Raw genomic sequence first — 25,102 nt, 5'->3', positions numbered from 1 at the left:
GGACGTGTCCGACCCGAGCGACGCCGGCTCGGCCGCGGCGACAGGTGCGACTCCTCGCGCCATCGAGCATCACTACGACGTCGGCCGGGAGTTCTACCGCCTGTGGCTCGACACCGAGATGGTGTATTCCTGCGCCTTGTGGGACGAGCCTCTCACCGACGATCCCGTCGACGACGCCCTCGAATCAGCCCAACAAGCCAAGCTGGCCTGGCACGCGACCGCGGCGGACGCAGACGACGCCTCGAGGGTGCTCGATGTCGGCTGCGGATGGGGAGCCAACCTCCGCTACCTGACCGGCGCCCGCGGGGTCGCCCACGCCACCGGGTTGACCTTGAGCTCCGATCAGGCCGCGGCGGTCACACCCTCCGAGTCGATCGCGGTCCGACTCGAGGACTGGCGGGATCACCGGCCGTCGGAGCCCTACGACGCGATCATCTCGATCGGGGCATTCGAGCACTTCGCCCGCCAGGACCTCGACGACGCGGCCCGCCAGCAGGTCTACGCCCATTTCTTCGCCATGAGCGCAGGATGGCTGAAGCCCGGCGGAAGGTTGTCGCTGCAGTCCATCGCCTACGAGGACTTCGACCCGTCCTCCGGGCCGGTCTCGTCGTTTTTCACCGAGGACATCTTCCCGGAGTCGTCGCTGCCCCGCCTCGGTCAGATCATCACCGCCGCCGAGCCGTTTTTCCGCCTGGTCGCCTACCGCAGCGACGCGACGCACTACGAGCGCACGCTGCATGTGTGGCAACGCCGGCTGGAAGCCCACTCCGAAGCCGCCATCGCCTTGGTCGGCCGGTCCACCTACCGCCGGTACGTGCGCTACCTGCGGGTGTCGCGGGCCATGTTCGACCGACGCGTCTGCACCCTGTATAGGCTCGCGTTCGAGCGCCGACCCACTGCACCCAAGGCCGAGACCCCGCCGCCGGAGCACCCGTCAAAGGAGCCCTAGTGAGCACGTCGAGCCTGGACGAGGTCTTCGAGGCCACCGCCCGTACGCTGATGGAGCGTCATCTGTCCCGGGCCAAGGAGTGGTTCCCCCACCAGCTGGTGCCGTGGAGCGGCGGGCGGGACTTCGGCCCCGACGACCCCGGGGACGCCGCCAGGCCGTTGCCGGCCGGTGCCGCCAGCGCCTTGTGGGTGGGCTTGCTCACCGAGGACAACCTGCCGCACTACTTCCATGTCATCGCCACTGCGTTCGCGCCCGACTCGGCTATGGGCGAGTGGAGCCGCCGGTGGGCCGCCGAGGAGCAGCGCCACGCCACGGTCATCCGCGACTGGGTCTGTGTCACCCGCTCCCTGGACCTAGTCGCCCTGGAACGGGCCCGGATGCGCCAGCTGAGCACCGGGTTCCGTGCCGGCGCCCGCTCGACGACGATCACCGACGGCCTGGTCTACCTGACCCTCCAGGAGCTGGCGACGCGCATCGCCCACTGGAACACCGGTGAACTCCTAGAGGGCAGCGGCTTGGCGATCATGCGACGGGTGGCCGCCGACGAGAACCTCCATTTCCTGTTCTACCGGGAGATGGTGAGCGCAGCGTTGAGGGCCGACCCCGACGGCACCGTTCAAGCCATCGAACGCCAGGTCGCGGCGTTCGAGATGCCCGGCGCGGGAATCGACGGGTTCTCCCTGCACGCCGCGGCGATCGCCTCCGCCGGGGTCTACGACTTCAAGGTCCACTACGAGCAGGTGCTCCTCCCGGTGGTGCTCAACCACTGGGGAATCGAGACCATCTCCGGGCTCGGCGCCGAAGCGGAGCAGGCCCGCGGCCGGGTCGTGTCGCGCATCGCCCGGCTCAAGCGAGTCGCCGACCGCATCGAAGCCCAGAAGGTGCCCGCCCCCGGCTGATCAACCCGCCGGTCGCTCGTAGCCGGGGACGTCTGCCCCGCCGATGATCCTGGCCGCGAGATCGCGAACCTTCACGTTCTCGCGCTGCGAGGCGCGCCGGAGGATGTCGAACCCCGCCTGGCGGCCTACGCCCTGGCGGCACATCAGCACGCCGACCGCCACGCTGATGGTCTCCCTCGACTCCAGCGCCACTTTCAGGTTGGCCACCGCCCGCGCCCCTGACAGGGCGACCGCGGCGTGCGCCGCGAAGACCGATCCGACCTCGGCCGCCGGGCCGGCGGCGACGAACGCTGCGGGGCGGCGGGAGTACAAGTTGAGCGCGCCCATCGTGTCCCTGGCGGCGAACAGACGAAACGACATCATCGAGCGGACACCCGTCGCGGCCACCGCGGCCCGAGCGAAGTCGGGCCAGCGGGTGTCGAGCGACAGGTCAGGGCTGATCAGCACCGCGTGGTCACGGATGGCGTCGAGGCAGGGTCCCTGGCCGGTCGCGTACTGCAGCCGGTCGACCTCAGTGGAGACCCCGTCGGTGGCGCCGTGGGTGACGATCCGCTGCCGTCCCTCCACCAGCGAGATCCCGGCGTGGTCGCAGCCCGCGATGTGCTCGACGGCCAACGCGCACACCCGAGACAGGGTGGTCTCGACGTCGACTTCCGCCATCAGCAGCCGGGCGATGTCCGCGAACTCCGCGGCCATCGCCACTCCCGGGTCGGTGTCACCCTGATAGTCGCTCGCCCCTGGATGCTGCTCAGGCCCGGCCATGTGGCTGCCTCCATTGGGAGGCTACCGCCTCCCGGCGGCCCGCCCAGCCCCAATAGTCTTCCGGGTCGCCGTGCTCAGCTCCCTCCGCCCCCTGCACCACCGGTCGTTCGCTCTGGTGTGGAGCGCGGCGCTGGTGTCGAACATCGGCTCTTGGATGCAGACCGTAGCGGTCGGGATCTTGGTGACCGCCCGGACCGGCCAGGCCGGCTGGACCGGGTTGGTCGCGGCCGCCGCGTTCCTTCCGATCGGCCTGCTGTCACCGATCGGCGGCCTGATGGCCGACCGAATGGACCGTCGCCGCTGGCTTCTGGCGACCACGACCGGGGAGATGTGCTTCGCTGCCGCGCTTACCGTCGTCGGGACCGCCGCCCGCCCCGACCCGGCGGTGATCACCCTGCTGGTCTTCGGCGGAGGGGCGATGGCCGCGGTCGGGTTCCCGGCGTACCAGGCGATGCTGCCCGACCTGGTGCCCGCCGTCGAGCTGCGGGCGGCGATATCGCTGTCGTCGGCGCAGTTCAACCTGGGCCGGGTGATCGGACCCGCGCTGGCCGGCGCGACGATCGTGGCTGGCGGCTACTCGTGGGCGTTCGCGCTCAACGCCGTGTCGTTCGCAGCGGTGCTGGTGGCGCTGGCGCTGGTGAGGCTCCCCCCACCGCTTCTTACTGCCACCCCCGAGCCGCTGCTACGCCGCCTTGCGGAGGGCGCCAGGGCCACCGCCGCGGATCCTGGCTGCCGCCTAGCGGTGGCGCTCATCTCGGTTGTGGCCCTCACCGCGTCGCCGTTCATCGCCTTGGTGCCGGCGGTCGCCATCAAGGTGTTCCGCTCCGGCTCGTCGGGTACCACGGTGCTCATCACCGCGCAAGGCGTCGGCGCGGTCGTCGGGGCGCTGGCGCTCACGCCGCTGGTTCGCCGTTACGGACAGCGGCGGGTGCTCGTCGCCGACTTGACGGTGCTTTGCTTCGCGCTGGGCGGATACGCCGCCGCTCCCGACCTGGCCGTGGCCGCGGCCGCCATCTTGCTGGTCGGGGGCAGCTACATCGGCGTGCTGGCCGGGTGCAACACCATCATCCAGCTCCGGGCGGCGCCAGCCCTCCGGGGTCGGGTGCTCGGCATCTACATGATGGCGCTCGGGATCCTCTACCCGATCGGCAGCCTGGCGCAGGGCGCCCTCGCTGACGCGGTCGGGCTGAGAGCGGTCACCACGGCCGGCGCCTCCCTGCTGCTGGTCGTGGTGGCCCTAGCCGTCGCCCGGCGCAGCGCGGTTCTCGACGAAGAACACCAGCATCTCCCCACCGTTGGCTAGACATGGGTGTGTGGCGGCTCCCGGGTGGTTCCTAGAGCGAGCCGAGCGGGGCAACCCGGCCACGGTGCTCGGGCGGCGCCACCCGAATGACTCGGGATGGAGCGAAGGCAACCGGGTCACGCCTCTGGTCCACGGGGCCACGTACTTCGCGGTGCTCGCGGCCGCAGTGCAGGCCCAGCGCCGGGGCGACCTGCTGCTGTTCACCGACTGGCGAGGCGACCCAGACGAGTCGCTCGGCGCCGACGGCCTCGACGTGTCGAGCCTGCTGTGCCAGGCCGCCTCCCGGGGGGTGGTGGTGAGGGGGCTGGTGTGGCGCTCGCACATGGACCGGCTCCGCTTCTCAGACCGCGAGAACCGCCACCTCGGCGAGGAGATCGAGGCGGCCGGCGGAGTATGCCTGCTCGACATGCGGGTCCGCCCCGGAGGCTCCCATCACCAAAAGTTCGTGGTGCTGCGCCACCCCGACCGTCCGTCGCTCGACGTCGCGTTCGTCGGCGGGATCGACCTCTGCCACAGCCGGCGCGACACGAGCGACCACTCCGGCGACCCCCAGGCGCAGCCGATGGCCGCCGTCTACGGTCGCCGGCCGCCGTGGCACGACATCCAGCTCGAGGTCCGCGGCCCAGCGGTCGGTGACATCGAGGCCAGCTTCAGGGAACGGTGGGACGACCCGAGCCCGCTGTCGCGCAACCCGCTGCGCCTCCTCCACGACCGCCTCGACGGCTCCGACGGAGGCGACCGGCGGCTCCCGGCGCAGCTCCCCGACCCGGCTCCCGCCGGCGGCCTCGCCGTGCAGGTCCTGCGCACCTACCCGCGCCGGCGGCCCGGGTACCCCTTCGCCCCGAAAGGCGAGCACAGCGTCGCCCGCGGGGTCGCCAAGGCGGTGTCGCGAGCCCGGCAGCTGATCTATCTGGAGGACCAGTTCCTCTGGTCCGAAGAGGTGGCGTCAACGTTTTGCGACGCGCTCGTCGCCCGCCCCGACCTGCGGCTCGTCGCCGTCCTGCCGTTGCACCCCGACCAGGACGGAGCGCTTTCGCTGCCCCCCAACGCGGTCGGCCGCACGAGGGCGTTGCGGGCGCTGCGCGCCGCGGGCGGGGACCGGGTCGGGGTGTTCGGCGTCGAGAACCACGAGGGCACACCCGTGTACGTCCACGCCAAGGTCTGCGTCGTGGACGACACGTGGGCGAGCGTCGGTTCCGACAACATCAACCGCCGGTCCTGGACCTACGACAGCGAGATCTCCTGTGCGGTTACAGGCGACGGCCCCGACGGGCGGTCCTTCGCCCAAGGGCTGCGCCTGCAGCTCGCCCGGGAGCACCTCGACCGAGCGCCCGGAGAAGACCTCGACCTTCTCGACTCGATGTCGGCGTTCGCGGCGTTTAGCGACTCCGCCGCCGCCTTGGACCGCTGGCATCGCTCCGGGGCGCAGGGCCCTCGGCCGCCGGGCCGCTTGCGGGTGTTGCACCAAGCCGGCGGCGGCGAACAGCCCTTGTGGGCCCGGGCGCTGTACGCCGCGGTCTACGACCCCGACGGGCGGTCTTGGCGTCAGCGCCGCTCCAACCGCTTCTGAGGGGGCAGCCCCCTCCAGACGCGGGGCGCGTCAGCGCAGGGTGATGATGCGCTGCGTGAAGCGCAGGTCGCGGCCGGAGCCGGCCAGCGTGTCGTGGTAGCGGCCGACGGCGGCCACCTTCCAACCGTCGGGACCGCCGAGAAGCAGCCCCAGGTCGCAGACCGCGTGCAGGGTTCCCTCATGGGAGCCGTTGCTGACCACGACGTTGGTGACCTGGTGCAGCGTCGGTGTCGGCGTCGACGCCAGCCACGCCCGTATCGCCTCGGGGCCGGCGTGTCGCTCACCGCTGAAGATCACCTGTCCTTCTTCGGTGAAGAGTCCTACCGCGGCGTCGAGGTCCCGATCGTCGACGAGCTGCGAGTAGCGGGCCACCAACCGCCGGACCGCGAGGTCCGCGTCTACCGAGACGTCCTTCATCCGGGTGACACTAGCCACCATGCCGTCCCGGCGCGACCGAACGGACGGCCCGCTCAGCGCCGCACGATGACGACCGTCGCCGCACCTTCGTGCTTCAAGACGCTCTGCCCGACCGAGCGCAGCAGCAGGCCGGTGAAGCCGCCGAGCCCCCGGGAGCCGACCACGAGCATGTCGGCGTCCTTGCTCTGCTCGAGCAGCACCGCGGACGGGTGGCCCTGCACGGCCACGGTCTCGACCGGGACCGGGGCGTCGCCGTCGAGGGCGGTCTTCACGTCGCCCTGCAACGCCTGGAGGGCCAGGGCCCCCATCTCGTCGTTGGTACCAAACTCGCCGGGAGACCAGGCCCGCACGACCCGCACCGAACCGCCCCGCACGGCGGCCTCCTGCACGGCCCACTTCAGGGCGGCGACGGACCCATCCGACCCGTCGGACCCGACGACGATCACGTAGCGCTCGGTCATGTCAGCTCCTCGTGGAAGGCGTGGGACCACGCCCTCCACCACCGAGCCTGGCGCTCCGTCACCGCCGACGGTAGGGCCGAAGGTCCCGGCAGCAGCCGTCGGCTACTCGAAGGACCCGGCCCGACCCCACGCCTTCCACAGCGAGCCGATCTCGTGCGCCGCCTCGACGCCGCCCCCGAGGAAGGCAGCGCCCTTGCCGGAGCGTTCCGGGGCGTCGCCGCCGGCCTCGGGCCGGGCGTCGCCGCCGGCCTCGGGCCGGCCGTCGCCGTCCGCCTTGACCGCCTCGCTCCGCACGCCCGACTCTGTGATCTTCAGTGTCACTGCCGCCTCCGCCGCACCCACCTGATGGTGGAGGGTGACACGGAGAGGGGCCGGCTGCAAGCGAACCGGGCGGTTTTAGCAGCGCCGCTAGCGGCGCCGGCGGGAGGCCGCCAATGCCTCCTCCAACCACGAAACCCTCGCCGAAGCGAGGGTTTCACTGGAGCGGACGACGGGATTCGAACCCGCGACCCTCACCTTGGCAAGGTGATGCTCTACCAGCTGAGCCACGTCCGCAGTGGGGTGAGACAGTAGCACCGAGGCCTCCGAGCCGTCGAGCCGGGACCGGCCGGTTCAGCCCCCGCCGTTGACCACCACGCACAGCTGGTGGGGGTAGCGGACCCCGTTGTAGGCCAGCTGGACGCTGGTGGTCCCAAGCGGGCAGGCCGGCGAGCCGGGCGTTCCCGGCAGGACCTTGACCACCTTTACCAGCGCCCCGACGGCGCTGCAGGACACCGCCTTCGCGCTGTAGCGGGGCTCCCCTCCGACGGTCCCGTCTTGGACCAGGCACTTGCCGATCAGGGCGTGGGCCGCCTTGGTCTCCGCGGCGGCCTGGCCGCCGGAGCCGCGCAGCGCCTGCACCACGCCTATGACGATGACCAGGGCAAGCAGGACCAGCGGGATGATCCGATACGGGCTGCGCCACGGCGGCCGCTCGAGACGGACCGAGGGGGCCGGCCGGGACCGTTCCCACCCCGGCGGGCGGGGCGGCGCGTCGGCGCCCCGGGTGTAGCGGACCCAGCGCCCTTCCTCCGCGTGCCACCAGCGCAGCGCGCCGCTCGATGCCCGCTGCCAGCGCACGCCGCGGTGCACCACGTCGTTGCTCGACGGGCGGGCCGCGGCCGGGTCCGGCGATCCCGCCTCGGGTGACGGCGGGGTGATCACTTGAGCAGCCGGGACAGCCGGCGGTCGGCGAGGGGCTTGCCGCCGGTCTGGCACGTCGGGCAGTACTGGATGGACTTGGTGGCGAAGGCCACCTGGCGGACCGTGTCGCCACATACCGGGCACGCCTCGCCGGCGCGGCCGTGAACGGCCATCCCGCTTCGCTTCTCCCCCTTCAGCCCCTTCGCCGGCAGCCCCGCGGCGCGAGCCAGGGCGTCGGAAAGAACTCCCCTCAACGCTTCGAACAGGCGCTGGTTGTCCTCTGCGGTCAGCTTGCCGGCCGGCTTGAACGGCGACATCCGGGCTCGGTGCAGCGCCTCGTCGGAGTAGGCGTTGCCTACACCGGCGAGCACCGACTGATCGGTGAGGACCGACTTGAGGTTGCCGGAGCGCCCTGCGAGGGCGGTGGCCAAGGCCGCCTGGTCGAACCCGTCGCCGAGAGGGTCGGGACCGAGGCGGGCCACGCCCTCGACGACGGCCGGGTCGGGCACGACCCAGATCGCCAGGCGCTTCTCCGTCCCCTGCTCGGTGATATCGAACCCCGGCCCGGAGGACAACCCGACCCGCAACGCCAGCGGCCCCCGCCCGGGCTTGGCCCGGCCGGCGGGCACGGTGTCGCGCCACTGCACCCAGCCGCCCCGGGCCAGGTGGACGATCAGCCAGCGGGGCTCGGGCACGGCCTCGTCGCGCGTCGAGACGCACAGATACTTGCCTCGCCTGGTCACGCCGTCGATCGTCCGGCCCCGCAGCGACTCGAGCGGCGGGTCGAAGGTCTTCAGTGCAGAGAGGGCTCCCAGCTCGACCCGGGCGATCACCTGACCGCCGGCGCGCTCAGTGAGGAACCGGGCCAGCGCCTCGACCTCGGGCAGCTCCGGCACCGGTCAGGCCCTCCCGGTGTGACCGAACCCGCCGGCGCCTCGCACCGACGCGTCGAGGGCGTCGACCGCGACTAGATCGACGTGGGCGACGGCCTGGATCACCAGCTGCGCGATGCGGTCGCCTCGGGTGATCACGAACGGCTCAGCCGGGTCGGTGTTGAGCATGATCACCTGCAGCTCGTCTCGGTAGCCGGCGTCGATGAGCCCAGGGCTGTTGGCCAGGGTGACACCGTGGCGCAGGGCAATCCCGCTGCGGGGCAGGACCAAGCCGGCGTAGCCGACGGGGATCGCGACGCTGATCCCGGTCGGCACGAGAGCCCGGCCCCCTCCGGGGGCGACCACTGCGCCGACCCGGGCCCGCAGGTCCAATCCGGCGTCGCCGGGGCGGGCGTAGGCAGGGAGGGGCAGGCCCTCGTCGAGGCGGACGACCGGGAGCTCCAGCACGCCTGCAGGGTATCGGCGGCCGGGGCGCAGGTCCGGGAGGCGGGCACTAAGGTCGTCTGATGCTCGCGTGGATGGACCTGGAGATGACCGGCCTGCAGCCGGACCAGCACATCATCGTCGAGATCGCCACGCTGGTCACCGACGACGAGCTCAACGTCATCGCCGAGGGCCCCGACCTGGTCGTGGGGGCAACGGCCGAGCAGCTCGACGCGATGGACGACGTCGTGCGGGCGATGCACACCCGCAGCGGGCTGCTCGACGCCATCAAGGCGTCGGCCACGACGCTGGAAGAGGCCGGCGAGGCCACCCTCGAGTTCCTCCGGTCGCAGATCCCAGAGGCCGGCACCGTGCCGCTCTGCGGCAACAGCATCGGCACCGACCGCCGTTTCCTGGCCGCGCAGCTCCCGAAGGTAGAGGGGTACCTCCACTACCGCTCCGTGGACGTGTCGACGGTCAAGGAGCTGGCCCGCCGGTGGTACCCGGCCGCGGTCAGCGCCGCGCCGCGAAAGCGCGGTTCGCACCGGGCCATGGGCGACATCGTCGAGAGCATCGAGGAGCTTCGCTACTACCGAGGCGCCATCTTCGCCGCTCCTCCCTCTGCCTGAGCAGGCGGGCGCTTCGTTACTTCTCAGTTTCGTGAAGTACGAATACCCTTCCCATATGCGGGTGGGCGTGGCACGATGGGAAAGAAGGAACCCGGTGCAAACCGGACACTCAGGAGGTACCCGCATGAGCAGGACCACCGACGAACTCCCTGACGCTTTCGGTCACCGCAAGCGCAGCCGCCGCCAGGTGCGCCACGCCGCCCGGATGCAACTGCACCAGGTGGCGTTCGACGCCGAGGCGCTGGAGGACGCCGATCTGCGGTGCCCGACCGGTCGTCACGACCTCGGTCGCCACACCTCTCCTCCCCCCGCCAAGACGTCGAAGCCTGGGCGCCGGCCCGGGTTCAAGGTGTGGAAGACCCCGTTTTGGAAGCGGCGTAGGAGCCTGTGGGCCGAACGCAACAATGCGGAGCGCCGTTTGGCTTAAAGGGTTAGGCCTCCGGGACCGTCCTTTCGGGCGGTTCCGGAGCTGCCTGTTCGCCCTTGGATACCGGCGGAATCAAGGCAATAGCCACGAGGGAAGCCGGGGTATTTCCCCTCCGTAACTGCGGGCGAAGCCGCCGTATTCGCTGGTGTTGCCGGTGACGGTCCTGCCACGGGTGTCGTCGGCGTGTCGACCGCTGGCGCCGGCCGGGTCGTAGGCTCGGGGCATGCTCGAAGACAGCGTCCGGTCCCTCGCTAAGGGCAAGAATTTCGCGGCCCTCACCACGCTGCTGCCCAGCGGCCACCCGATGACCCAGGTGATGTGGGTCGACGCCAACGACGAGCACGTGCTGATCAACACCGAGGTCGGCCGGCAGAAGTTCGCCAACGTCAGGCGCGACCCGCGGGTCACGGTGACGGTGATCGATGCCGCCAACCCCTACCACTACGTCGAGGTCCGCGGCCGGGTGGTGGACTCCGTCACCGGGCCCGTCGCCCGGGAGCACATCGACGCGCTCAGCCAGAAGTACACCGGTGCCCCCTATGCCGTGCCGATCCAGACCGAGCGGGTCATCCTCCACATCGCCCCGGATCGGGTCCGGGCCAACGGCTGACCCGGCGCTCGCTCGCTCACTCGGCGGCGGGGCCGGCCGCCACCGGATGGATCTCCGAGGGATCCCAGTACGCCACCGCCGACGTGATCCGCCCGTCTTCGCCGACGGTGAAGATCTCGACGCCGTCGAACGCCACGCCGCCACCTGATCGAGGCCCGGCAACCAGGGTGTAGACCAGCGCCGCCTGGTCGCCGCACACGTGCAACGAGCGCTGCTCGATGCTGAAGCGTTCGGCCATGGCCGCCATGCCGTCCCAGAACGCGCCGATCGCTTGGCGACCGACCGCAGGCTCGGCGGGGACCGGGTCGATGAGTGTCGCGTCGTCGGCGAACAGCGACAGCCAGGCGTCACGGTCCCTGGCTTGGAAGTGGGTCAGGTAGCCGTCGACTGCGGCTGTGACCTGGTCGTGGGTGGCCATCGGGCAACTGTAGGAGGTCACGGAGTGACCCAGGCCATCACCGCCTTCACCTGAGGGTCCCGGCTGGCGGCCAGCTCGGAGAGCGGCCCCTGGCCCACGACCACGCCGTCGTCGATGAGCGCCGCGCTGTCGGCTCGCCACGCCACCGGGTCCGCGGTGCTCGCGGTGACCAGCACCCCCCGCAGCCACGACATCTGCCCGAGCAGCGACGACCAAAACCCCCAGATCACCGGGTCGAGCTCGCCGTCGACTACCAGCACCGGGCGGCGTCGGGCGACCGCTCGGGCCAGCGCCACCCGCCGGCGGGCTCCCACGCCCAGGTTGGCCACCGGCTCGGCTGCCCGTTCGGACAGGCCGACCAGGTCCAAGGCGTCGACCGCGTGGCTGCGCTGGCAGGGCGCCACGTGGCGGGGGGCGTAGACGTTGTCCCAGACGGTGTCGGACAAGAAGACCCCGTCGTTTTGGGGGACCAGCGACAGCACCTCCGGCACCCGGTCCTTGGTCAAGGCGGCACCGAAGGCGTGGCAGCGCTCGAAGCCGTCGCCGAGACCGACCAGGGACCGCACCCACTGGGTCTTGCCTTGGCCGGAGGCGCCCAGCAGGACCACCAGCTCACCGTCTCCGACGGTGAGGGCTCCCCGCTTGCGGTCGCGGACGTCGAGGGGATCCCCCGCCCGGTCCCCGCTCCCCCGGCGCAGCATCAGCCCGCGGCGACGGCGACGGCGGCGCCGAGCACCATCACGCCGGCCACCATGCACGCCGCCGCTCCCCGGCGAAGCACCGACACCCGGTGGGGTACCTGGTGGGTGGCGGTGGTGCGGGGCACCAGCCGATCGCCCTGCCTCCAGCCGTACCGGCCGATCAGCAGGGTGGCGACACCGAGAACCAGCAGAGCGATCACGCTGCCGATCCTCTCGGTCCCGGTCAGGCGCAGCAGCTGGCCCCGCCGGGCGTCGGCCGCTGACGCGGCTTGCAGCCCGGCGGTGACCACAGCGTTGGGGAGGGCGCCGGCCACGATTCCGCTAGCCGCCGGCGGGTGCGGTCCCGGCGCTGGTGCCGGTACCGGACGCGGAGCCGGTCGGGGTGGTACCCGAAGAGGTGGCGGTCCCGGCGGCGGGGCCCACCCCGGCGAGGGTCTCGCCGGTCAGGTTGGGGACCGGGATGGGCGGCGGGGCGTCCGGGTTGAGGGGCTTGTACTTGGCTGCGTACACGATGTGAGCGGACGCGATCTGCTTGCCCAGCCAGCTGTCCCACGCCTGAGCCTGGGCTTGGTCGGTCAGCACCGTCTTGATCGCGGTGGTCGTCGTCGCGTTGAGCGTCGCTGCCGCAGCCGGGTGGACGGCGGTGACGATCCCGACATCCCACGCCCCGGAGCTGTCGTGGACCGGCCCGAAGGGCACGTTGGGCGGTGCGGCGAAGGCCGCGTCGGCGAAAGCGGCTTGGAGGTCGTCTTTGGCGTAGAGACCGAGCTGACCGCCGTTGGCCTTCGTCGCGGTGTCCAGGGACTGGGAGGCGGCGAGCGCAGCGAAGGGTTTCCCGGCCTTCAGCTGGTCGACGATCGACTGGGCGGCGGCCTGGCTGGCGACCACGATATGGCTGATCTGGCGGGTCTCGGGCTCGGCCAGCTGCGCTCGGTGCTGGTTGAAGTAGGCCTGGATCTGGGCCGCGGTGACCGTCGGGCTGCCGATGATCTTGGCGAAGAGCTTCTGGTAGACGAGGTTGTGGCTGATCTCGGCCAGGACCTGGTCCTGGTTGAGGCCGGCGGAGGACAGCGCCGTGGCGAACTTCGTCTGGTCGCCGCCGTACTGGGTGCTGATCGCCTTGCTGAGGCTGTCTTGCGCGGTCTGGGCGGAGACGGTCACCCCCTGCTTGGGGGCCACCTGGTCGAGCAGCATGCTGACCGCTTCGGCCTGGGCCGCGCTGGTCAGGTAGGTGTGGTACTTCGCCTGGTCGGACGCCGCGGGCGGGGTGATCCCATAGAGGGTCTGGCGCACCGAGAGCTCCTTGTTGAAGTCCGCGACCGACACCGCCTTCCCGTTGACGGAGAAGGCGTCGCCGGCCGGGAGACCGCTGCCGGTCCCGGCGGTCGCCAGCACCACTCCCCCGGCGACAGCGGCGGCGGCCACCACCGCAGCTGCCGCCTTCGCCCGCCGGCCGCCCCAGGCCCGGGCCCGGGGTCCTCTCCGGTTTTCTCCGGCCCCGCCGTGGCCGGTTCCGGCGTCGTCGCCCTCGACGGTCGCCTCGGCGGTCACCGGGGCGGTGACGACCGCGTCGGCGCCGGCCACCTCGGCTTCTTTCTCCGACCCTGGCCGTTCCAGCACCGTGGTCGCCGTCCCGCCGTTGGCGGCGGACCCGCCCAGCGCGCTGCGCAGCTGGGCCCAGCCTCCCGGCGTTGCGGCCCTGACCTCGTCGACATCAGCCTGGTGCGGGGCGGGGCCGGAGCCGGTTCCGCTCAGCGCGTCTCGTAGACGGTCCCAGCCGGCGGGGACCGTCGCCGGTGCCGCCTCCTCTGCGGTCGCGGTGCCGAGGGCTCTCGCCAGCTGATCCCACGCACCGCGCGCTGCTCCGTTGGTCATACCAAGATCTCCTGTCTGGCCGGGATCGGCCTGTCGTTGCTCTCCCCGGACGGCACCTGCCGAGGCTGTCTCCACTGGTTGTCGACGCTGACCACGACCCACGCCGCGACCAGGGCCAGGCCGACCGATCCGGCCAGCACGATCCCGAACTGGCGGAGGATCGCCAGGTGGGACAGGCCGAGGACCGCGAAGCCCGACAGGGACGTCGCCCCCGCCCCGATCACCGCCGACCACGGGCGGGAGCGCCCGGCCCGCGACGCGGAGGCGGCCATGACGGTGAACTCCCCGCCGACCGCGGAGGTCAGCGATCCGAGCGACACGGTGAGAGGGGTCAGCGGTGTGTGGGTGAGGCGGAGGAGCGCGAAACCCCACCCGGCGGCCAGCACCGCGGCGAGGACCGCCAGCACCGCGGTGCGGCGCCGGCGAAGGAACACCACCAGGACGGCACCGAAAGCGGCGATGCCACCGGCGTTGGGCAAGAGACGGTCCCCCGAGAGCAGGTCGTAGCTGCGGGCACCGACCGCGGGCAGCCCGGTGATCGACACCGTCGCCCCCGCCGGGGCCGGAGGAAGGATGTGGCGGATCGAGGCGATCAGCGCGGACTCGCTGCCCAGGCTGCCCAGCTGCACGCCGAAGGCCATCACGGCCTGCTTGTGGTCGGTTCGGATCGCCGCGTCGGTCAGGTAGGCGGGGAGCACCTCGTCAGCCGCGGTGATCTGCGCGGGGGTCGGATGGTCGCCCAACCATGAAAGGAGCGTTGCTGGGGACACGATCGGGCGCAGCTGGTCGCCATGCGCCAGCAGCAGCCGGTCCTGGGCCTGCTGATACCACGACAGGAACGCCGGGGTCATGACATCGGCGCCGCGGACGTACACGTCCAGCTCGCCCGACGCGCCGAGCACCGACTGCGCGGCCAGTCCCTGCTCCAGCGCGGGCAGCCCCGCCGCCAAGCGTTCCGGGTCGCTGTTCAGTCCGAGGGTCCCGAGCGCGGCCCACCCGCCGAGCGCGACGACCGCCCCCAGGGCGCCGAGCGCGGCCCACGCCGGCCGGCGACGCGGTCGGCTCGGCGGGTCCTGACGCCCGGCGGAGCACCGGTCGCGCCGGTCCGTTTCCCGGGCCGGCAGCGGCGGGAGGCGGCGGGCGACGGCCACGCCGAGCACCGCGGAGAGGAGCAGGCCGGCGGCCAGGGCGATGCCGAGGTCGCGCACGTAGGGCAGCGGGTTGACCGCGAGGAGAGCCAGGCTGGCGGCGCTGGCGGTCGCGGTGGCCAGGATCAGCCGGGGTCGCCCCTGCCGGAGGGCGTATATCGGGTAGTCGGTGCCGACGCCGAGGATGATCGGCAAGAACGCCAGCAGGCCGAGCGACAGCGACGCCCCCAACCATCCGAACGCCGACATGGTGATCCCGGTGGCGACGAAGCCGATCCCGAGCGGCAGGAGCCGTTCCCACACCGGGCGACGGCGGCGCACCACGAGGAACCCGACGGCCACGACGGCCAGCGAGATCCCGGCCAGGATCGGCAGCTCGGTGGTGATCTCGGTTCCGAACGCCGCGACGATGACCGGTGTGCCGGTGACGACCGACGCGGAGATCGGCAGCTTGGCCGCCTTCACCGCAGCCTTCAGCTCCCGCACCAGCGCCTCGGTCCGGGCCTGGCTGAGCCCGGGCGACGGACGGACCAGGATCGACTCGTGGGTGGCGTCGGGCACCAACCACCGGAACGCCGGCTGGGCCTGCCCGTCAGCGCCGAGAAAGACGGTCTTGCCCAGAGCCGTGTTCTGGATCGACGGCAGGCCGATCCGGAGGCCTTTGGCGAGCAGCGCCCCGTAGCGGAGATCGAACTGCGCCACTGCGGCCTTCCCGGCGGCTTGCTGCGCGGCCGGCGGCTGGCCGGCGGCTTTGGCCGCCTGCTCGGCCTGGGCGATCAGGGCGTCGCGCTTGCCGGAGATGTCCACCAGCACGTTTTGCAGGCTGATGGTGATCTCGTTGAGGGTCGTGCCCGGCCCGTACACCACGGCGACGTCGGGCAGCGACGCCAGCTTGCTCTCCAGGGCGATCTCGTCGCGAAGCGGCGTGCCGGAGAGCAGCCCGACCGGCTGCTTCGAGGTCAAGAGCAGCGCGATCGGGTCGGCGCCGAAAGCGGTCTGCTCGGCGTTGAGGGTGCGCACCGTGCGGTCCCCGCCCGGCAGGAACGACGCGATGGTCGTGTCGAGACGGATCCGGCTCAGCCCGACGCCGGTGGTGCCGAGCACCGCCAGGACCGCCACGGTCACGGCCAGCGCCCGCAGGGTCAGCCGCCTCGGGTCGACTGCGGCGGCCACGCGCCGAGGCGACGGCCGGCGCAGGGCCGGGCGTCGCCTGCGGTTGGGCCGGGAGCGGCGGGTCACGCCTGTAGTTTCGGCTCGGCGGCCCCGGGCTCCTCCCCCCGACTCCCGCTGCGGGGACGGTGGCCCGCACGGCGCGTCCGGTGGCCCGGACGGGTCAGTACTTGAGGCGCTGGACCCGGGTGTAGTTGGGCGGCGCCGGCGCCGGCGACTGCCCGGTGCCGTTGCTGGTGCCCGGGAGGGGGTTGGCGTTGGCGCTGAGCCCGGGGGCCAGGGTCTGCTGGGCTGTCGGGGTCTGCAAGGTGTTGGCGTTAATCAGCGGCTCGGCCAGCGCGGCGGTCGGCTCCTTGCCGGGACCGCAGGTCCCGGGGCCGGTGTCGCAGTGCGCCACTGCCGCCCCGAAGTTGGAGGCGAAGGCGGCGATATCCCGGTTGTAGGGGGCGAGGTAGGCGACCATCGGGTCCAGGTCGGAGAGGGTGTAGGCCAGCGACGGGAGCAGCTGGTCGACCTGGGTGGCGGTGGTCTGCACCGGCCCGAGGGTTGCGGGAGCCTCGACCAGGGAACTGTTGAGCGTCGGCTGGAGGGCGTCGAGCTGGCTGGTCAGCGGCGGCAGGTTGACCAGGTCGTAGTTGAGGTCGCCGGCCGACGATTGCAGGTTGGTGGCGATGGGCTGGAGAGTCGTCGACAGCTGCGTCACGCTGCCGGCAGCGCCGTGGATCGACTGCATCAGCCCGGGGAGCGACTCGATGGTCGCGGCGACCGCGGCCTGCGCGTTGGCGGTGGTCTGGTTGACCTGCTGCGCGGAGGTGACCAGCTGCCCGATCTGGCCCTGGCCCTCGTCGAGCACGCCAACGAGCGTCGCGGTCTGTTTGACCAGCTGCTGCAGGTCGCTCGACTGGTTGGCCAGGATGTCGAACACGGTCTGGCCGTTGCGGCCGACGTCGCCCAGCGCACCGAAGATCTGGTTGAGGTTGTCGCCCTGGCTAGCCGTGGCCTGCTGCAGCTCGGTGATGAGCTGTCCGGTGGCCTGCCTGGTCGGGCCGTTGAAGGTGTTGAGGATGTCGTTGAGGGTGGTCTGGTTGCGCACCGACGCGAGGCCGACCGTGCTGTGGCTCGGCATCGCTGCGCCGTTGCCGTCGGTGATCTGGACGTAGGTCTCGTTGAGCAGGGTCTTCGGGCGGATCTGGACCGTCACCCCGTCGTGGAGGGGCACGTTCTTCGTCAGGTTCATGAGGACGTCGACGTGACCGGCGGCCCGGCTGACCGACAGGACCTTGCCGACGGGAACGCCGGCCATCTCGACGTCGCTGTCGCTGACCAGGTTTTGGACGTTTTGGAACTGGGCGGTCAGCTTGTAGCCCTTGCCGGTGACGCCGGGGATCGAGCCGCCGAACTTGACGTAGAGCACGCCGAAGATGGCGAGCATGCCGACCACGAACACCGCGACCACACCGGTGCGCAGGCCGTTGAGGGTGCGGGCGGAGTAGCGCATCAGCCGTTACCTCCGCAGGCGGCCGGGAGGTAGCTGCTGATCGGCAGCGGGGACTGCGGCAGGGCCTTGACCACCGAGCCGATCGTCGAGATCAGGCTGCTGCCGGAGGGCCCGAGCACCGAGCAGGCGCCGCCGAGGAAGTTGAGGGTCCCAGACCCCGAGCCGACCACGGCCCTGATGACCTGCTGGCGGCCGTTGGGGGTGTTGACCGTGAGGCTGCCGACGCTGGCGGTGTGGAAAAAGAACCCTTGCAGCCACGGGGCGTCGTAGCCGAGGTAGGCGGTGATCGGGTTGAGCAGGGGCGTGACGTGGGTGAGGTTGGCCAGGGCCGGGTTGGCGTCCACCAGCAAGGAGCGGGCCGAGTTGACCACCGGCGTGCCGGTCGTGATCACCGGTCCCAGCTCGTCCACGACCGGCTTGAGCTGGTTGAGGGTGGTGGTCAGCTTGTTCAGCGCTCCGGGCAAGACGCCGTCGGCCGCCCGCAGGTTGTCGAGGAACGGGTTCAGCTGCCCGCTCAAGGCCTGGACCTTGCCGAGCGAGGTGCCCAGAGCATCGGTGGTGCCCGGCAGGGCGGCCAGCGTCTTTTGCAGGTCGGTGTTGTTGGCCGACAGCGTGGTGAGGGTGGTCTGGGCGTGGGTGATCAGCGACGCCAGGCGGGCGTCGTTTCCGCCGATCGCCTGCGCGATCTGGTTCAGGGTGGTGACCAGCTGCTTGATCTCGCTTTGGCGGGTCGCCAGCGCTGCGGCGACGGGCTGCAGCGAGCTCAGGCCGTTGCTGGCCGAGGTGAGGTCCTTCGGGATCGACTGCGACGCGTTGTCCAAAGCGATGTTGGTCTCCGACAGCAAGATGCGCTGAGCGTTTTGTTGGTTGGGCCCGAGGTGCTGGAGGATCTGGTCGATCTCCACCGGCGACTGGGTCTGGGCGACTGGGATCGTCTGGCCGCTTTTGAGCAGCGGGGCGGCGGGCGTGCCTGGGTTGAGGGAGATGTACATCTCGTTGAGCGGGGTCTTGGCCTGCAGGAGAGCGGTGGCGTTGGCGTACACCTTGAGGCTCGAGTCGGTGATCTCCATGCCGACCTTGGCGTCGCCGCCTTTGGTGACCGACGCGTTGCCGATCTGGCCGACGTGCACCCCCGCCACCCGGACCTCTTGGTGCTGGCCGGGGGCGATGGCAGACGCGTCGCTGAACACCGCGTAGATGGTGCGCTCGTGCTGCCAGGGCAGGATCAGCTGCTCCTGGGAGATGATGAACACCGCGACCACCAAGCCGACGACGATGGCAGCGATGATCGTGAACAGGTTGCGCCCCAGCCCCGGCCGTGACCCCAGGTAGGTGCGTATGCCGCGCAGCCGGCCGCCTTTGCGTCGGCCCTCCCTGCGGTGGATGGATATCGTGCTCACGCGTCCACCCTCCTCGTCTGGGCGTCGGTTCCGCTCACTGGTTCGCCGTCGGTCACGGCGTCACCTGGTTGCCGGCGGTCGGGCAGGTCTCGGCGCCGCACCCAGTGCCGGTCTGGTAGGTGCCGTTGGTGCTGCTGCCAACGCCGTTGGTCGAGAATCCCGGGATGCCCTGGGGACCGATCCCGAGGATGACCTCCGGGCCGTGACCGGTGCCGTCGTAGAGGGACGTGACCGAGTCCAAACCGGCGAAGGTGTAGCCCATCTCCTGGTACAAGGTGGCCGGCTTCTGCAGCTCGACGTGCTGCATGGCGGTCAGCTGGGGCAAGAACGCGGGGATCGGCCGGCCGTTGGCGCTGGTGGCGGGCTGATGGTTCGGCCCGACGCCGTTTAGGTGGTCGAGCACCGGGCCCCGGATGTTGTTGACGATGGTGGTCGCGGAGCCCACCGTCGGCACCAGCTGCTGGAGCAGCGGAGTGGTGTCGGCGAGGAACGGGTTGAGCTGGGCCAGGACCGGGGCGGCGTCGACCAGGGTCGGCTGGGACTGGATCAGCAGCTGGGTCAGCTGCTGGGCCGCCGGCCGGGAGACCCCGGCGGTGATGTCCAGTTCGTTGAGGGTGCTGTCCAGCGCCACCAGCCCCAGCTGGGTGTTGTGCTCGTTGACCGGCAGGTTGGCGATGGTCTGCGCCAGCGCCGGGCTTTCCTGGCCGAGGGTGCTGGAGAACGTTCCCAGGCCGTCGACCACCGACTCGATCTGGCCCATCTGTGCGGTGAGGGTGGTGTCGGTCTTGGACAGGCCGGCGATCAGGTTGGTCAGGTCGCCGGGCTGTTCGCCTTGGAGGGCGTTTAGGACCTGCCCGGTCGGCACCAACGCGCCGGGGGCCTTGGCGAACACCGCGGCGGCTGACTGCGTCCCGCCGTTGCGCAGGCTGAGGTCGGTCTGGTTGACGAACTTCTTGATGCCCTGCTGCGCCGGGGGGGTGATCGAGTCCAAGATGTTGTCGAAGTAGACCGGCACCGTGCTGCGAGAGACGGGGATGGTGCCCTGCGGCGAGCCGCTCGAACCGCCCGGCGTCAGCTGCACGAACGTGTTGCCTCCGAGCAGCGTCGTGAGACGGATGGCGGCGGTCGGGGCGGTACCGAGCTTGGCGGCGTTGGATCCGTAGAGCTTCATGGTGACCAGCGCACCGCTCGGGTTGTGGGTGACGCCTGTGACGGTGCCGACGACCACGCCCGCGATCTTGACCTGGGTCAGGTACGGCTTGAGCAGGTACTGGCGGGGGAACTCGGCGCTTACCGTCCGGCCGCTTTTGATGTCGGTCAGGATCCGGTGCTTCTCGAACGCCGCGGTGAACCCCACGAGGACCACCAAGGCGAAGACGATCCCGATCCGGATCGGGTGCCGGCGCCTCGCGCTGGAGGGGCCGCTCTTGCGGCGGACGGCGGGGAGCTTCACGGGCATGCTCCGGTCTTGACGTCCTGGTAGGCCTGGCCGGGAGCCGGGTACGGGTCGCGGCACTGCGTGGCTGCGGAGAGGGCGGCTGGCGAGCCGGCCGCCCCGCCGAGCGCCTCACCCTGCTCGGTCAGGTCGATGCGCAGCCACTTGCCATCGGCGTTGCCCTGCGACAGCGCCGAGGACAGGTTGGAGAACAGCGAGAAGATGTCCACCGAGTACGGCGCCAGGTAGCTGAGCAGCGGCTGCGACTGGTTAATCAGCTGGGCGAGGAACGGCGCCACCGGTCGCTCGAGCTGCGCATTGGTGCCAGCCAGGTCGTTGAACGCCGGGGTGGCTTGCTGCGAGACGCCGGGGACCCGCTCGAGGGGCTGGACCCCGTCGCGTAGCAGTGACCGCAGTGCCGGCGTACCGGCGCCGGCCGCAGCCAGGCCTGGGCGAAGCGTGGTGAGCGCGTTCCCGGTGGCGGCCGCCGCCGAGGTCAGGGCCTGGAGGGCAGGGACCGCGGCGGTCAGCGCAGGGGCGGTACTGGAGAGCGTCTGGCGCAAAGCGGTGGTGTCATTGACGTTGACCGCCTGGAGGGTGGTGTCCATCTGCCCGAGGAGCGCCGCGAGCTGCTGGGTCCGCCCAGCGAAACGGGTCGAGAGGAGGTTGGTGGCGTCGATCAGCCCGGTCAGGTTGGTGGAGGGGTCGGCCAGCGTGGACATCGTCGTGCCCAGGTTGGGCAGGAGGGTGGGCGACGCGCCGATCAGGTCGTTGATGTTCTGTCCTTCACCGGCGACACCGGTGCCGAGGGTCTGGATGGCGGTGCTGAGCGACTGCGACACCTTCGGGTTGAGGATGCTGAGAACCGTGTCGATCTCGACGGGTTCGGTGGTCCGCCCGACGGGGATCCCGCCGGCGGGGGCCGGACCCGCCGACGGCGTCCCCGGGTTGATCTCGACGTATTCGGTCCCGAGCGGCGACACCGCCCCGATGCTGGCCGACGCGTTCTTGTAGATCTTGGTCCCGGGGTTCATCTGGGCGGTCACCACCGCTTGGCCGTTGCGGTAGGCGACCTTTGACACCTGCCCGACGCGTTCGGTGTTGATCCGGACGTCGGAGTGGATCACGACATTGGACGCCGTCTTGTAGTGGATCGTCACGTAGGAGTACGGGTAGAACGGCGGCCCGCTGATAGCGGTGTAGCCGATGTAGGCGGCGAGGACGAACACCGCGACGGCGATCGCCCCGACGAGCTTGGCGTTGATCGGCAGGGGCCTGCGGAACATCTACGAACCTCCCAGCAGGTAGCCGAACAGGTTGGACTCCTGGCCCGACGACAGCCCGGTAGCCGACTGGCTGTTGGCCGCGGTGGTCGGCGTTGTGGTGGTGGGCGAGGACTGCCCGCCGAGCAGGCCGCCGAGCAGGTTCCCCACACCCCTGGTGACCCCGTTCACGACGGAGGTGGCCGGGTTGGCGGCCGGCACGCCCGCCGCGGCCACGCTCGGGACCGACACGGTGGGGGTGGCGGGAGCGGTGGTGGCGGTGCCAGGGAGGGTGGCGAGGGTACCGAGGTTGAAGTCGCCGAAGAAGCGGAAGTAGTGCGACAGGCCGTCGTAGTTCTGGGTGGCCAGCGACCAGTTCTTCACGAAGGCGAAGAGGTTGTCGAGACCGGGGCAGTCGGTGGCGCTGCAGCCCCCGGTGATCCCCTGCTGCACCAGCGGGATCAAAGCCTGGGAGTCGCTCAGGCCCGACGCGGCCGACGTCTGGAGGGTGTTGACGACCGGGCCGGTTTGCTGCAACAGGCTCTGGGCGGCCGGCAGGACCGGCTGCAGGGAGGTGATCGCAGGAGCCGCGGCGGTGGCGAAGTTGTTGAGCTCGTCGCTGACCGCGGACAGGTTGTCGGTTAGCGGCCTGAGCGACTGGAGCGCGGGGGTGGCCTGATCGGAAAGGGTGCCCAGCTGGTCGAACGCCGTGGTCGTCGACCCGAGGAAAGCAGGTAGCACTTGGAGGTCCTTGCCGAGCGACGACGCTTGAGCGGCGGTGGCGTCCAGGGTGGTGTTGGCGGTCGACACCAGGTGGTCGAGGGTCTGACCCTGATGCGTCGCCAACGCCGCGGTGACCGGCGAGAGGTTGTCGAGCAGCGCGGTGAGGGTCTTGTTCTGCTGGTCCAGGAGGTTGGTCAAGGCGGTGGTGTTGTCGAGCGCCGGGCTGAGCGCTTTGAGGGCGTCGGCGGCGTTGCCGCCCTGGCCCGCCATTCCCTGCCCGAGCGAGGTCAGCAAGACGCCGAACGCCGTGGAGGTCGGGTCGTTGAGGGCGTCGAGGACGCTTTGGAAGTTGACGGCGTTGCTGGTGTGGGCGGTGGTGATGGTCGCACCGTTGGCCATCACCGGCGCCGACGGGCTGCCGGGGTGGAGGTCGACGTAGTTCTCGCCGAGGAGGCTGATGGGGCGCACGGTCGCAGTGGCGTCGGTGTGGATCGGCCAGAATCCGCTGTCGATGTGCAGCTTCAGGTAGGCGGTGTTCTTCTTCAACGTGATGCTCTGCACGGTCCCGGCGGTCACCCCGTCGATGTGGACGGTGTTGCCCTTGGTGATGGACTGCGCGTCCGCGAACTGGGCGACGATGGTGTGGCCCGACGAACCACCGAGGCTGCCGGTGGCGAACGCGGCGAGCAGGGCGATCACCGCGGCGAGAACGACGATGCTCAGCAGCTGGCCGCGGTTCTGGCGGGAGAGGACGCTCATTTGATCGGGTTCCCTGCAGCGTCGGTGGAGGTCGAGCAGGTGGTGCAGGGCTGGCCGGCGACGGTGCCGGGGAACGGCGGGCCGTTGGTGGCGGTGGCCGGCAGCGGGACGACTCCGAGGGCGGTGGTGGCCGGCGTGCTGTAGCCGTTCACCCCGGCGACCTCCCCGGCCAGCGCCGAAGCGCCGAGCACGCTGGTGAACGGCCCGAGGTGTCCGTTGCCGTCGTAGGACGCCAGCCAGCTACCCCAGTTGGCGAAGAACCCGGCCAGCTCGGGGGTGTAGGGTCGGGCGAAGTCCAACACGCTCGACGTGATCTGCGTGGTCTGACCGGTCGGGTAGCCGGCGCCGTTGAGGGGGATGTTGCCGTTGGCGTCGGCGACCGGCACCGTCAGCTGCTGGGGCGCGACCAGCGCCGAGGTCGCCTGGGTCAGGCCGGGCACCGTCGCGTTGGCGCTGTTGACCAGGCCGGGGGTGTCGGCTAGGAGGACGTTGAGGGACGCCAGCGTCGGCTGGAGCTGGGCCACGACCGGGGACAGCTGGTCGATCACCGGGCGCAGCTTGGACGCGAACGCCGGCAGCGTGGCTGCGCCGGGCGCCAGGTCGTTGAGGAGGGGGACGACCGCCGCGGTCGTGGCCGGAAGCTTGCCGAGGGTGGTGTCGGCTGCGGTCAGAGTGGAGGGCAGGCCTTGCAGCCCCGTCGTCAGGTTGGCGTCTTGCTGGGAGATGTTGCCCGTTGCGGTGGTGAGACCCGACACCGTGGAGACCAGCGAGTTCTGCCGGTTGACCAGGCGCTTGGACAGGTCGGCCATGCTGCTCACCAGCTGGCGGAGGGCCAGGCCGTTTTGGCCCACGGCGTCGAGGACCTGGGCCAGGGCCTGGACGCTCGGCGCCGCGGCCTGGACGGTCTGGTTGACGTTCGTGGTGTTGCCGAGGGTCTGGGCCAGCTGCGGGATTCCGTCGGCCAGGCGCTGGCGGGTCTGGGGGTCGAGGGCGCTGAGCACTTGGGCCAGCTCGACGCGGTCCTCGCCCCCGGGGAGGATCCCGCCGTTGGGGACGACCGGGTTGGACTTGGGCGCGGGGGCCAGCTCGACGTAGCGCTCGCCTAGCAGCGCCTTGTAGTCGATCTTGGCGGTGGTCCCGCTGTGCAGCGGCGTGTCGGCCGAGTCGAGGCTGACGGTGACCATCGCCTGCCCGTTGCTAACGCCGAGGTGGCTGACCTTGCCGACGCTGAAACCTTGGACCTGCACCAGGCTGCCGTTGTGGAGGTCGGTGGCCTCGGGGAAGACGATCGTGACGTGGTAGCCGCCGCCGCTCGCGGCCCGCCAGACGACGACGCCGGCGACGAGCGCGACGACGATGGCGATCGTCGCCGCGTAGCCGATGCCCCTCCTCGGGGCTGAGAGCGTCGCTGCCACCTTGACCTAGTCCATCCCCAGCGGGCCGGCCGAGTCGCCGGCGAGGAACTGCTTGACGAAGGGCTTCTCCGAGCGGAACGCCTCGTCGGCCTCCCCCCAGTGGACGACCTTGCCCTTCCACAGCAGGCCGATGTACTGCGCCACCTTGCGGGCGCTGCGGATGTCGTGGGTGACGATCAGGTAGGTCCCCCCGTACTTACCGTGGATGTCGAGGATCAAGTCGTTCAGCAGGCTGGTGCGGACCGGGTCCAAGCCGGAGTCCGGCTCGTCGAACATGACGATCTTGGGTTGCATGACCAGTGCGCGGGCGAAGCCGGCCCGCTTGCGCATACCGCCGGAGATCTCTCCGGGCATCTTGTAGATCGCGTTTTGCAGACCGACGTCTTTCATGTTGCTCATGACGATGCGGCGGATCTTGTCCTCAGGGAACTTCGTGTGCTGGCGCAGCGGGAACGCCACGTTGTCGTAGAGGTTCATCGAGCCGAACAGCGCGCCGTCTTGGAACAGAACTCCGAACGACTCCCGGATCTTGAACAGCTCGTCGTCGCTCATCGACAGCAGGCTGCGCCCGAAGACCCTGATGTCGCCCTTGTCCGGGTACATGAGGGCCAGGATGTGCTTGATGAGCACGCTCTTGCCGGTGCCCGACGGGCCGAGCACGGTGGTGATCGTGTCCTCGAGGAAGTCGATGGTCAAGCCATCCATGACCTTGTTGGAACCGAAGGCCTTGTAGCAGTCGTCGACTGCGATCGTGACGTTCTTGTCGCTCATGG

At 70.8% G+C, this 25,102-nt stretch carries 26 protein-coding genes and 1 tRNA gene; 7 read left to right on the top strand and 20 right to left on the bottom strand.

The window, feature by feature from the left end; translation table 11 throughout:
- Positions 1–4: 4 nt before the first annotated feature.
- On the top strand, positions 5–949 hold the full coding sequence (locus K6U06_RS08620; RefSeq protein WP_262321514.1) for an SAM-dependent methyltransferase: 945 nt from the start codon (positions 5–7) through the stop codon (positions 947–949).
- Positions 949–1,848, top strand: coding sequence for an acyl-ACP desaturase (locus K6U06_RS08615; RefSeq protein WP_262321513.1), 900 nt, complete (start codon positions 949–951; stop codon positions 1,846–1,848). The genes K6U06_RS08620 and K6U06_RS08615 overlap by 1 nt, the downstream gene beginning before the upstream one ends.
- Here the strand turns inward: K6U06_RS08615 and K6U06_RS08610 are convergent, their stop codons facing one another.
- Complete coding sequence (locus K6U06_RS08610) at positions 1,849–2,610, bottom strand: GAF and ANTAR domain-containing protein (RefSeq protein WP_262321512.1); 762 nt, start codon at positions 2,608–2,610, stop codon at positions 1,849–1,851. It abuts the gene before it with no gap.
- Positions 2,611–2,680: 70 nt separating this feature from the next.
- On the opposite strand from K6U06_RS08610, the gene K6U06_RS08605 reads away from it, so the two are divergent.
- Both K6U06_RS08605 and K6U06_RS08600 read left to right on the top strand, forming a co-directional pair.
- Positions 2,681–3,913, top strand: a complete 1,233-nt coding sequence (locus tag K6U06_RS08605; protein WP_262321511.1) for an MFS transporter — start codon at positions 2,681–2,683, stop codon at positions 3,911–3,913.
- A 10-nt stretch (positions 3,914–3,923) separates the two neighbouring features.
- The gene (locus K6U06_RS08600) at positions 3,924–5,483 is read left to right on the top strand and encodes a phospholipase D family protein (protein ID WP_262321510.1); all 1,560 of its coding nucleotides are present in this window, start codon (positions 3,924–3,926) and stop codon (positions 5,481–5,483) included.
- Between the two features lie 30 nt (positions 5,484–5,513).
- On the opposite strand, the gene K6U06_RS08595 is transcribed toward K6U06_RS08600, so the two are convergent.
- The 7 genes from K6U06_RS08595 to dut form a co-directional block, all read right to left on the bottom strand.
- On the bottom strand, positions 5,514–5,900 hold the full coding sequence (locus K6U06_RS08595) for a nuclear transport factor 2 family protein (protein ID WP_262321509.1): 387 nt from the start codon (positions 5,898–5,900) through the stop codon (positions 5,514–5,516).
- Positions 5,901–5,953: 53 nt separating this feature from the next.
- Positions 5,954–6,361 carry a universal stress protein gene (locus K6U06_RS08590; RefSeq protein ID WP_262321508.1) on the bottom strand — a complete coding sequence of 136 codons (408 nt, stop codon included), beginning with the start codon at positions 6,359–6,361 and terminating at the stop codon, positions 5,954–5,956.
- Between the two features lie 102 nt (positions 6,362–6,463).
- On the bottom strand, positions 6,464–6,682 hold the full coding sequence (locus K6U06_RS08585) for a hypothetical protein (protein WP_262321507.1): 219 nt from the start codon (positions 6,680–6,682) through the stop codon (positions 6,464–6,466).
- 158 nt (positions 6,683–6,840) lie between these two features.
- A tRNA-Gly gene (locus tag K6U06_RS08580) sits at positions 6,841–6,916 on the bottom strand.
- Positions 6,917–6,973: 57 nt separating this feature from the next.
- A complete protein-coding gene (locus K6U06_RS08575; RefSeq protein WP_262321506.1) occupies positions 6,974–7,564 on the bottom strand; it encodes a hypothetical protein in 591 nt (196 codons plus the stop codon).
- Positions 7,561–8,439 (bottom strand): Fpg/Nei family DNA glycosylase, encoded by an 879-nt coding sequence (locus K6U06_RS08570; RefSeq protein ID WP_262321505.1) that lies wholly within the window; start codon positions 8,437–8,439, stop codon positions 7,561–7,563. The genes K6U06_RS08575 and K6U06_RS08570 overlap by 4 nt, the downstream gene beginning before the upstream one ends.
- A 3-nt stretch (positions 8,440–8,442) precedes the next feature.
- Positions 8,443–8,883 carry a dUTP diphosphatase gene (gene dut / locus K6U06_RS08565; protein WP_262321504.1) on the bottom strand — a complete coding sequence of 147 codons (441 nt, stop codon included), beginning with the start codon at positions 8,881–8,883 and terminating at the stop codon, positions 8,443–8,445.
- A 59-nt stretch (positions 8,884–8,942) separates the two neighbouring features.
- Here dut and orn point away from each other — a divergent pair, with 59 nt between their 5' ends.
- The 3 genes from orn to K6U06_RS08550 all read left to right on the top strand — a co-directional run bounded on the left by orn (position 8,943) and on the right by K6U06_RS08550 (position 10,525).
- Positions 8,943–9,488, top strand: a complete 546-nt coding sequence (orn, locus tag K6U06_RS08560; protein WP_262321503.1) for an oligoribonuclease — start codon at positions 8,943–8,945, stop codon at positions 9,486–9,488.
- A 124-nt stretch (positions 9,489–9,612) separates the two neighbouring features.
- Positions 9,613–9,915: a hypothetical protein gene (locus K6U06_RS08555; protein ID WP_262321502.1), complete on the top strand. Its 303-nt coding sequence runs from the start codon at positions 9,613–9,615 to the stop codon at positions 9,913–9,915.
- Between the two features lie 223 nt (positions 9,916–10,138).
- Positions 10,139–10,525, top strand: coding sequence for a PPOX class F420-dependent oxidoreductase (locus K6U06_RS08550; RefSeq protein ID WP_262321501.1), 387 nt, complete (start codon positions 10,139–10,141; stop codon positions 10,523–10,525).
- A 16-nt stretch (positions 10,526–10,541) separates the two neighbouring features.
- On the opposite strand, the gene K6U06_RS08545 is transcribed toward K6U06_RS08550, so the two are convergent.
- From K6U06_RS08545 to K6U06_RS08490, 12 genes are all read right to left on the bottom strand, one after another.
- Positions 10,542–10,943, bottom strand: coding sequence for a nuclear transport factor 2 family protein (locus K6U06_RS08545; protein ID WP_262321500.1), 402 nt, complete (start codon positions 10,941–10,943; stop codon positions 10,542–10,544).
- A 17-nt stretch (positions 10,944–10,960) separates the two neighbouring features.
- On the bottom strand, positions 10,961–11,644 hold the full coding sequence (locus K6U06_RS08540) for an ATP-binding cassette domain-containing protein (protein ID WP_262321499.1): 684 nt from the start codon (positions 11,642–11,644) through the stop codon (positions 10,961–10,963).
- The gene (locus K6U06_RS08535; RefSeq protein ID WP_262321498.1) at positions 11,644–11,958 is read right to left on the bottom strand and encodes a hypothetical protein; all 315 of its coding nucleotides are present in this window, start codon (positions 11,956–11,958) and stop codon (positions 11,644–11,646) included. The genes K6U06_RS08540 and K6U06_RS08535 overlap by 1 nt, the downstream gene beginning before the upstream one ends.
- Before the next feature lie 7 nt (positions 11,959–11,965).
- On the bottom strand, positions 11,966–13,519 hold the full coding sequence (locus K6U06_RS08530; RefSeq protein WP_262321497.1) for a peptidyl-prolyl cis-trans isomerase: 1,554 nt from the start codon (positions 13,517–13,519) through the stop codon (positions 11,966–11,968).
- On the bottom strand, positions 13,516–15,840 hold the full coding sequence (locus K6U06_RS08525; protein WP_262321496.1) for a hypothetical protein: 2,325 nt from the start codon (positions 15,838–15,840) through the stop codon (positions 13,516–13,518). The genes K6U06_RS08530 and K6U06_RS08525 overlap by 4 nt, the downstream gene beginning before the upstream one ends.
- Positions 15,841–16,000: 160 nt before the next feature.
- Positions 16,001–17,335 (bottom strand): MlaD family protein, encoded by a 1,335-nt coding sequence (locus K6U06_RS08520; RefSeq protein WP_262321495.1) that lies wholly within the window; start codon positions 17,333–17,335, stop codon positions 16,001–16,003.
- Positions 17,335–18,735 (bottom strand): MlaD family protein, encoded by a 1,401-nt coding sequence (locus K6U06_RS08515; protein ID WP_262321494.1) that lies wholly within the window; start codon positions 18,733–18,735, stop codon positions 17,335–17,337. Before K6U06_RS08515 ends, K6U06_RS08520 begins: the two co-directional genes overlap by 1 nt.
- 52 nt (positions 18,736–18,787) lie before the next feature.
- Positions 18,788–20,188, bottom strand: coding sequence for an MlaD family protein (locus K6U06_RS08510; protein ID WP_262321493.1), 1,401 nt, complete (start codon positions 20,186–20,188; stop codon positions 18,788–18,790).
- Positions 20,185–21,456: an MlaD family protein gene (locus tag K6U06_RS08505; RefSeq protein ID WP_262321492.1), complete on the bottom strand. Its 1,272-nt coding sequence runs from the start codon at positions 21,454–21,456 to the stop codon at positions 20,185–20,187. The genes K6U06_RS08510 and K6U06_RS08505 overlap by 4 nt, the downstream gene beginning before the upstream one ends.
- Positions 21,457–22,914 carry an MlaD family protein gene (locus K6U06_RS08500; RefSeq protein ID WP_262321491.1) on the bottom strand — a complete coding sequence of 486 codons (1,458 nt, stop codon included), beginning with the start codon at positions 22,912–22,914 and terminating at the stop codon, positions 21,457–21,459.
- Positions 22,911–24,329: an MlaD family protein gene (locus K6U06_RS08495; RefSeq protein ID WP_262321490.1), complete on the bottom strand. Its 1,419-nt coding sequence runs from the start codon at positions 24,327–24,329 to the stop codon at positions 22,911–22,913. Before K6U06_RS08495 ends, K6U06_RS08500 begins: the two co-directional genes overlap by 4 nt.
- Positions 24,330–24,335: 6 nt before the next feature.
- A complete protein-coding gene (locus K6U06_RS08490; RefSeq protein ID WP_262321489.1) occupies positions 24,336–25,100 on the bottom strand; it encodes an ABC transporter ATP-binding protein in 765 nt (254 codons plus the stop codon).
- Positions 25,101–25,102 lie beyond the last annotated feature (2 nt).

Origin of the sequence: Acidiferrimicrobium sp. IK, from assembly GCF_025499425.1 — a bacterium.
In the GTDB taxonomy this organism is placed as follows: domain Bacteria; phylum Actinomycetota; class Acidimicrobiia; order Acidimicrobiales; family Palsa-688; genus Acidiferrimicrobium.
The sequence above is the reverse complement of the archived record's forward strand: the minus strand, read 5'-3'. Positions and strand labels throughout refer to the sequence as shown.

Bases quoted from the DNA above. Each gene is read 5' to 3' on its own strand.
- K6U06_RS08540 (WP_262321499.1), bottom strand. From the start codon at position 11,644: ATGCTGCGCCGGGGGAGCGGGGACCGGGCGGGGGATCCCCTCGACGTC.
- K6U06_RS08590 (WP_262321508.1), bottom strand. From the start codon at position 6,361: ATGACCGAGCGCTACGTGATCGTCGTCGGGTCCGACGGGTCGGATGGG.
- K6U06_RS08595 (WP_262321509.1), bottom strand. From the start codon at position 5,900: ATGAAGGACGTCTCGGTAGACGCGGACCTCGCGGTCCGGCGGTTGGTG.
- K6U06_RS08530 (WP_262321497.1), bottom strand. From the start codon at position 13,519: ATGACCAACGGAGCAGCGCGCGGTGCGTGGGATCAGCTGGCGAGAGCC.
- K6U06_RS08550 (WP_262321501.1), top strand. From the start codon at position 10,139: ATGCTCGAAGACAGCGTCCGGTCCCTCGCTAAGGGCAAGAATTTCGCG.
- K6U06_RS08490 (WP_262321489.1), bottom strand. From the start codon at position 25,100: ATGAGCGACAAGAACGTCACGATCGCAGTCGACGACTGCTACAAGGCC.
- K6U06_RS08555 (WP_262321502.1), top strand. From the start codon at position 9,613: ATGAGCAGGACCACCGACGAACTCCCTGACGCTTTCGGTCACCGCAAG.
- K6U06_RS08545 (WP_262321500.1), bottom strand. From the start codon at position 10,943: ATGGCCACCCACGACCAGGTCACAGCCGCAGTCGACGGCTACCTGACC.
- K6U06_RS08520 (WP_262321495.1), bottom strand. From the start codon at position 17,335: ATGCGCTACTCCGCCCGCACCCTCAACGGCCTGCGCACCGGTGTGGTC.
- K6U06_RS08500 (WP_262321491.1), bottom strand. From the start codon at position 22,914: ATGAGCGTCCTCTCCCGCCAGAACCGCGGCCAGCTGCTGAGCATCGTC.
- orn (WP_262321503.1), top strand. From the start codon at position 8,943: ATGCTCGCGTGGATGGACCTGGAGATGACCGGCCTGCAGCCGGACCAG.
- K6U06_RS08610 (WP_262321512.1), bottom strand. From the start codon at position 2,610: ATGGCCGGGCCTGAGCAGCATCCAGGGGCGAGCGACTATCAGGGTGAC.
- K6U06_RS08505 (WP_262321492.1), bottom strand. From the start codon at position 21,456: ATGTTCCGCAGGCCCCTGCCGATCAACGCCAAGCTCGTCGGGGCGATC.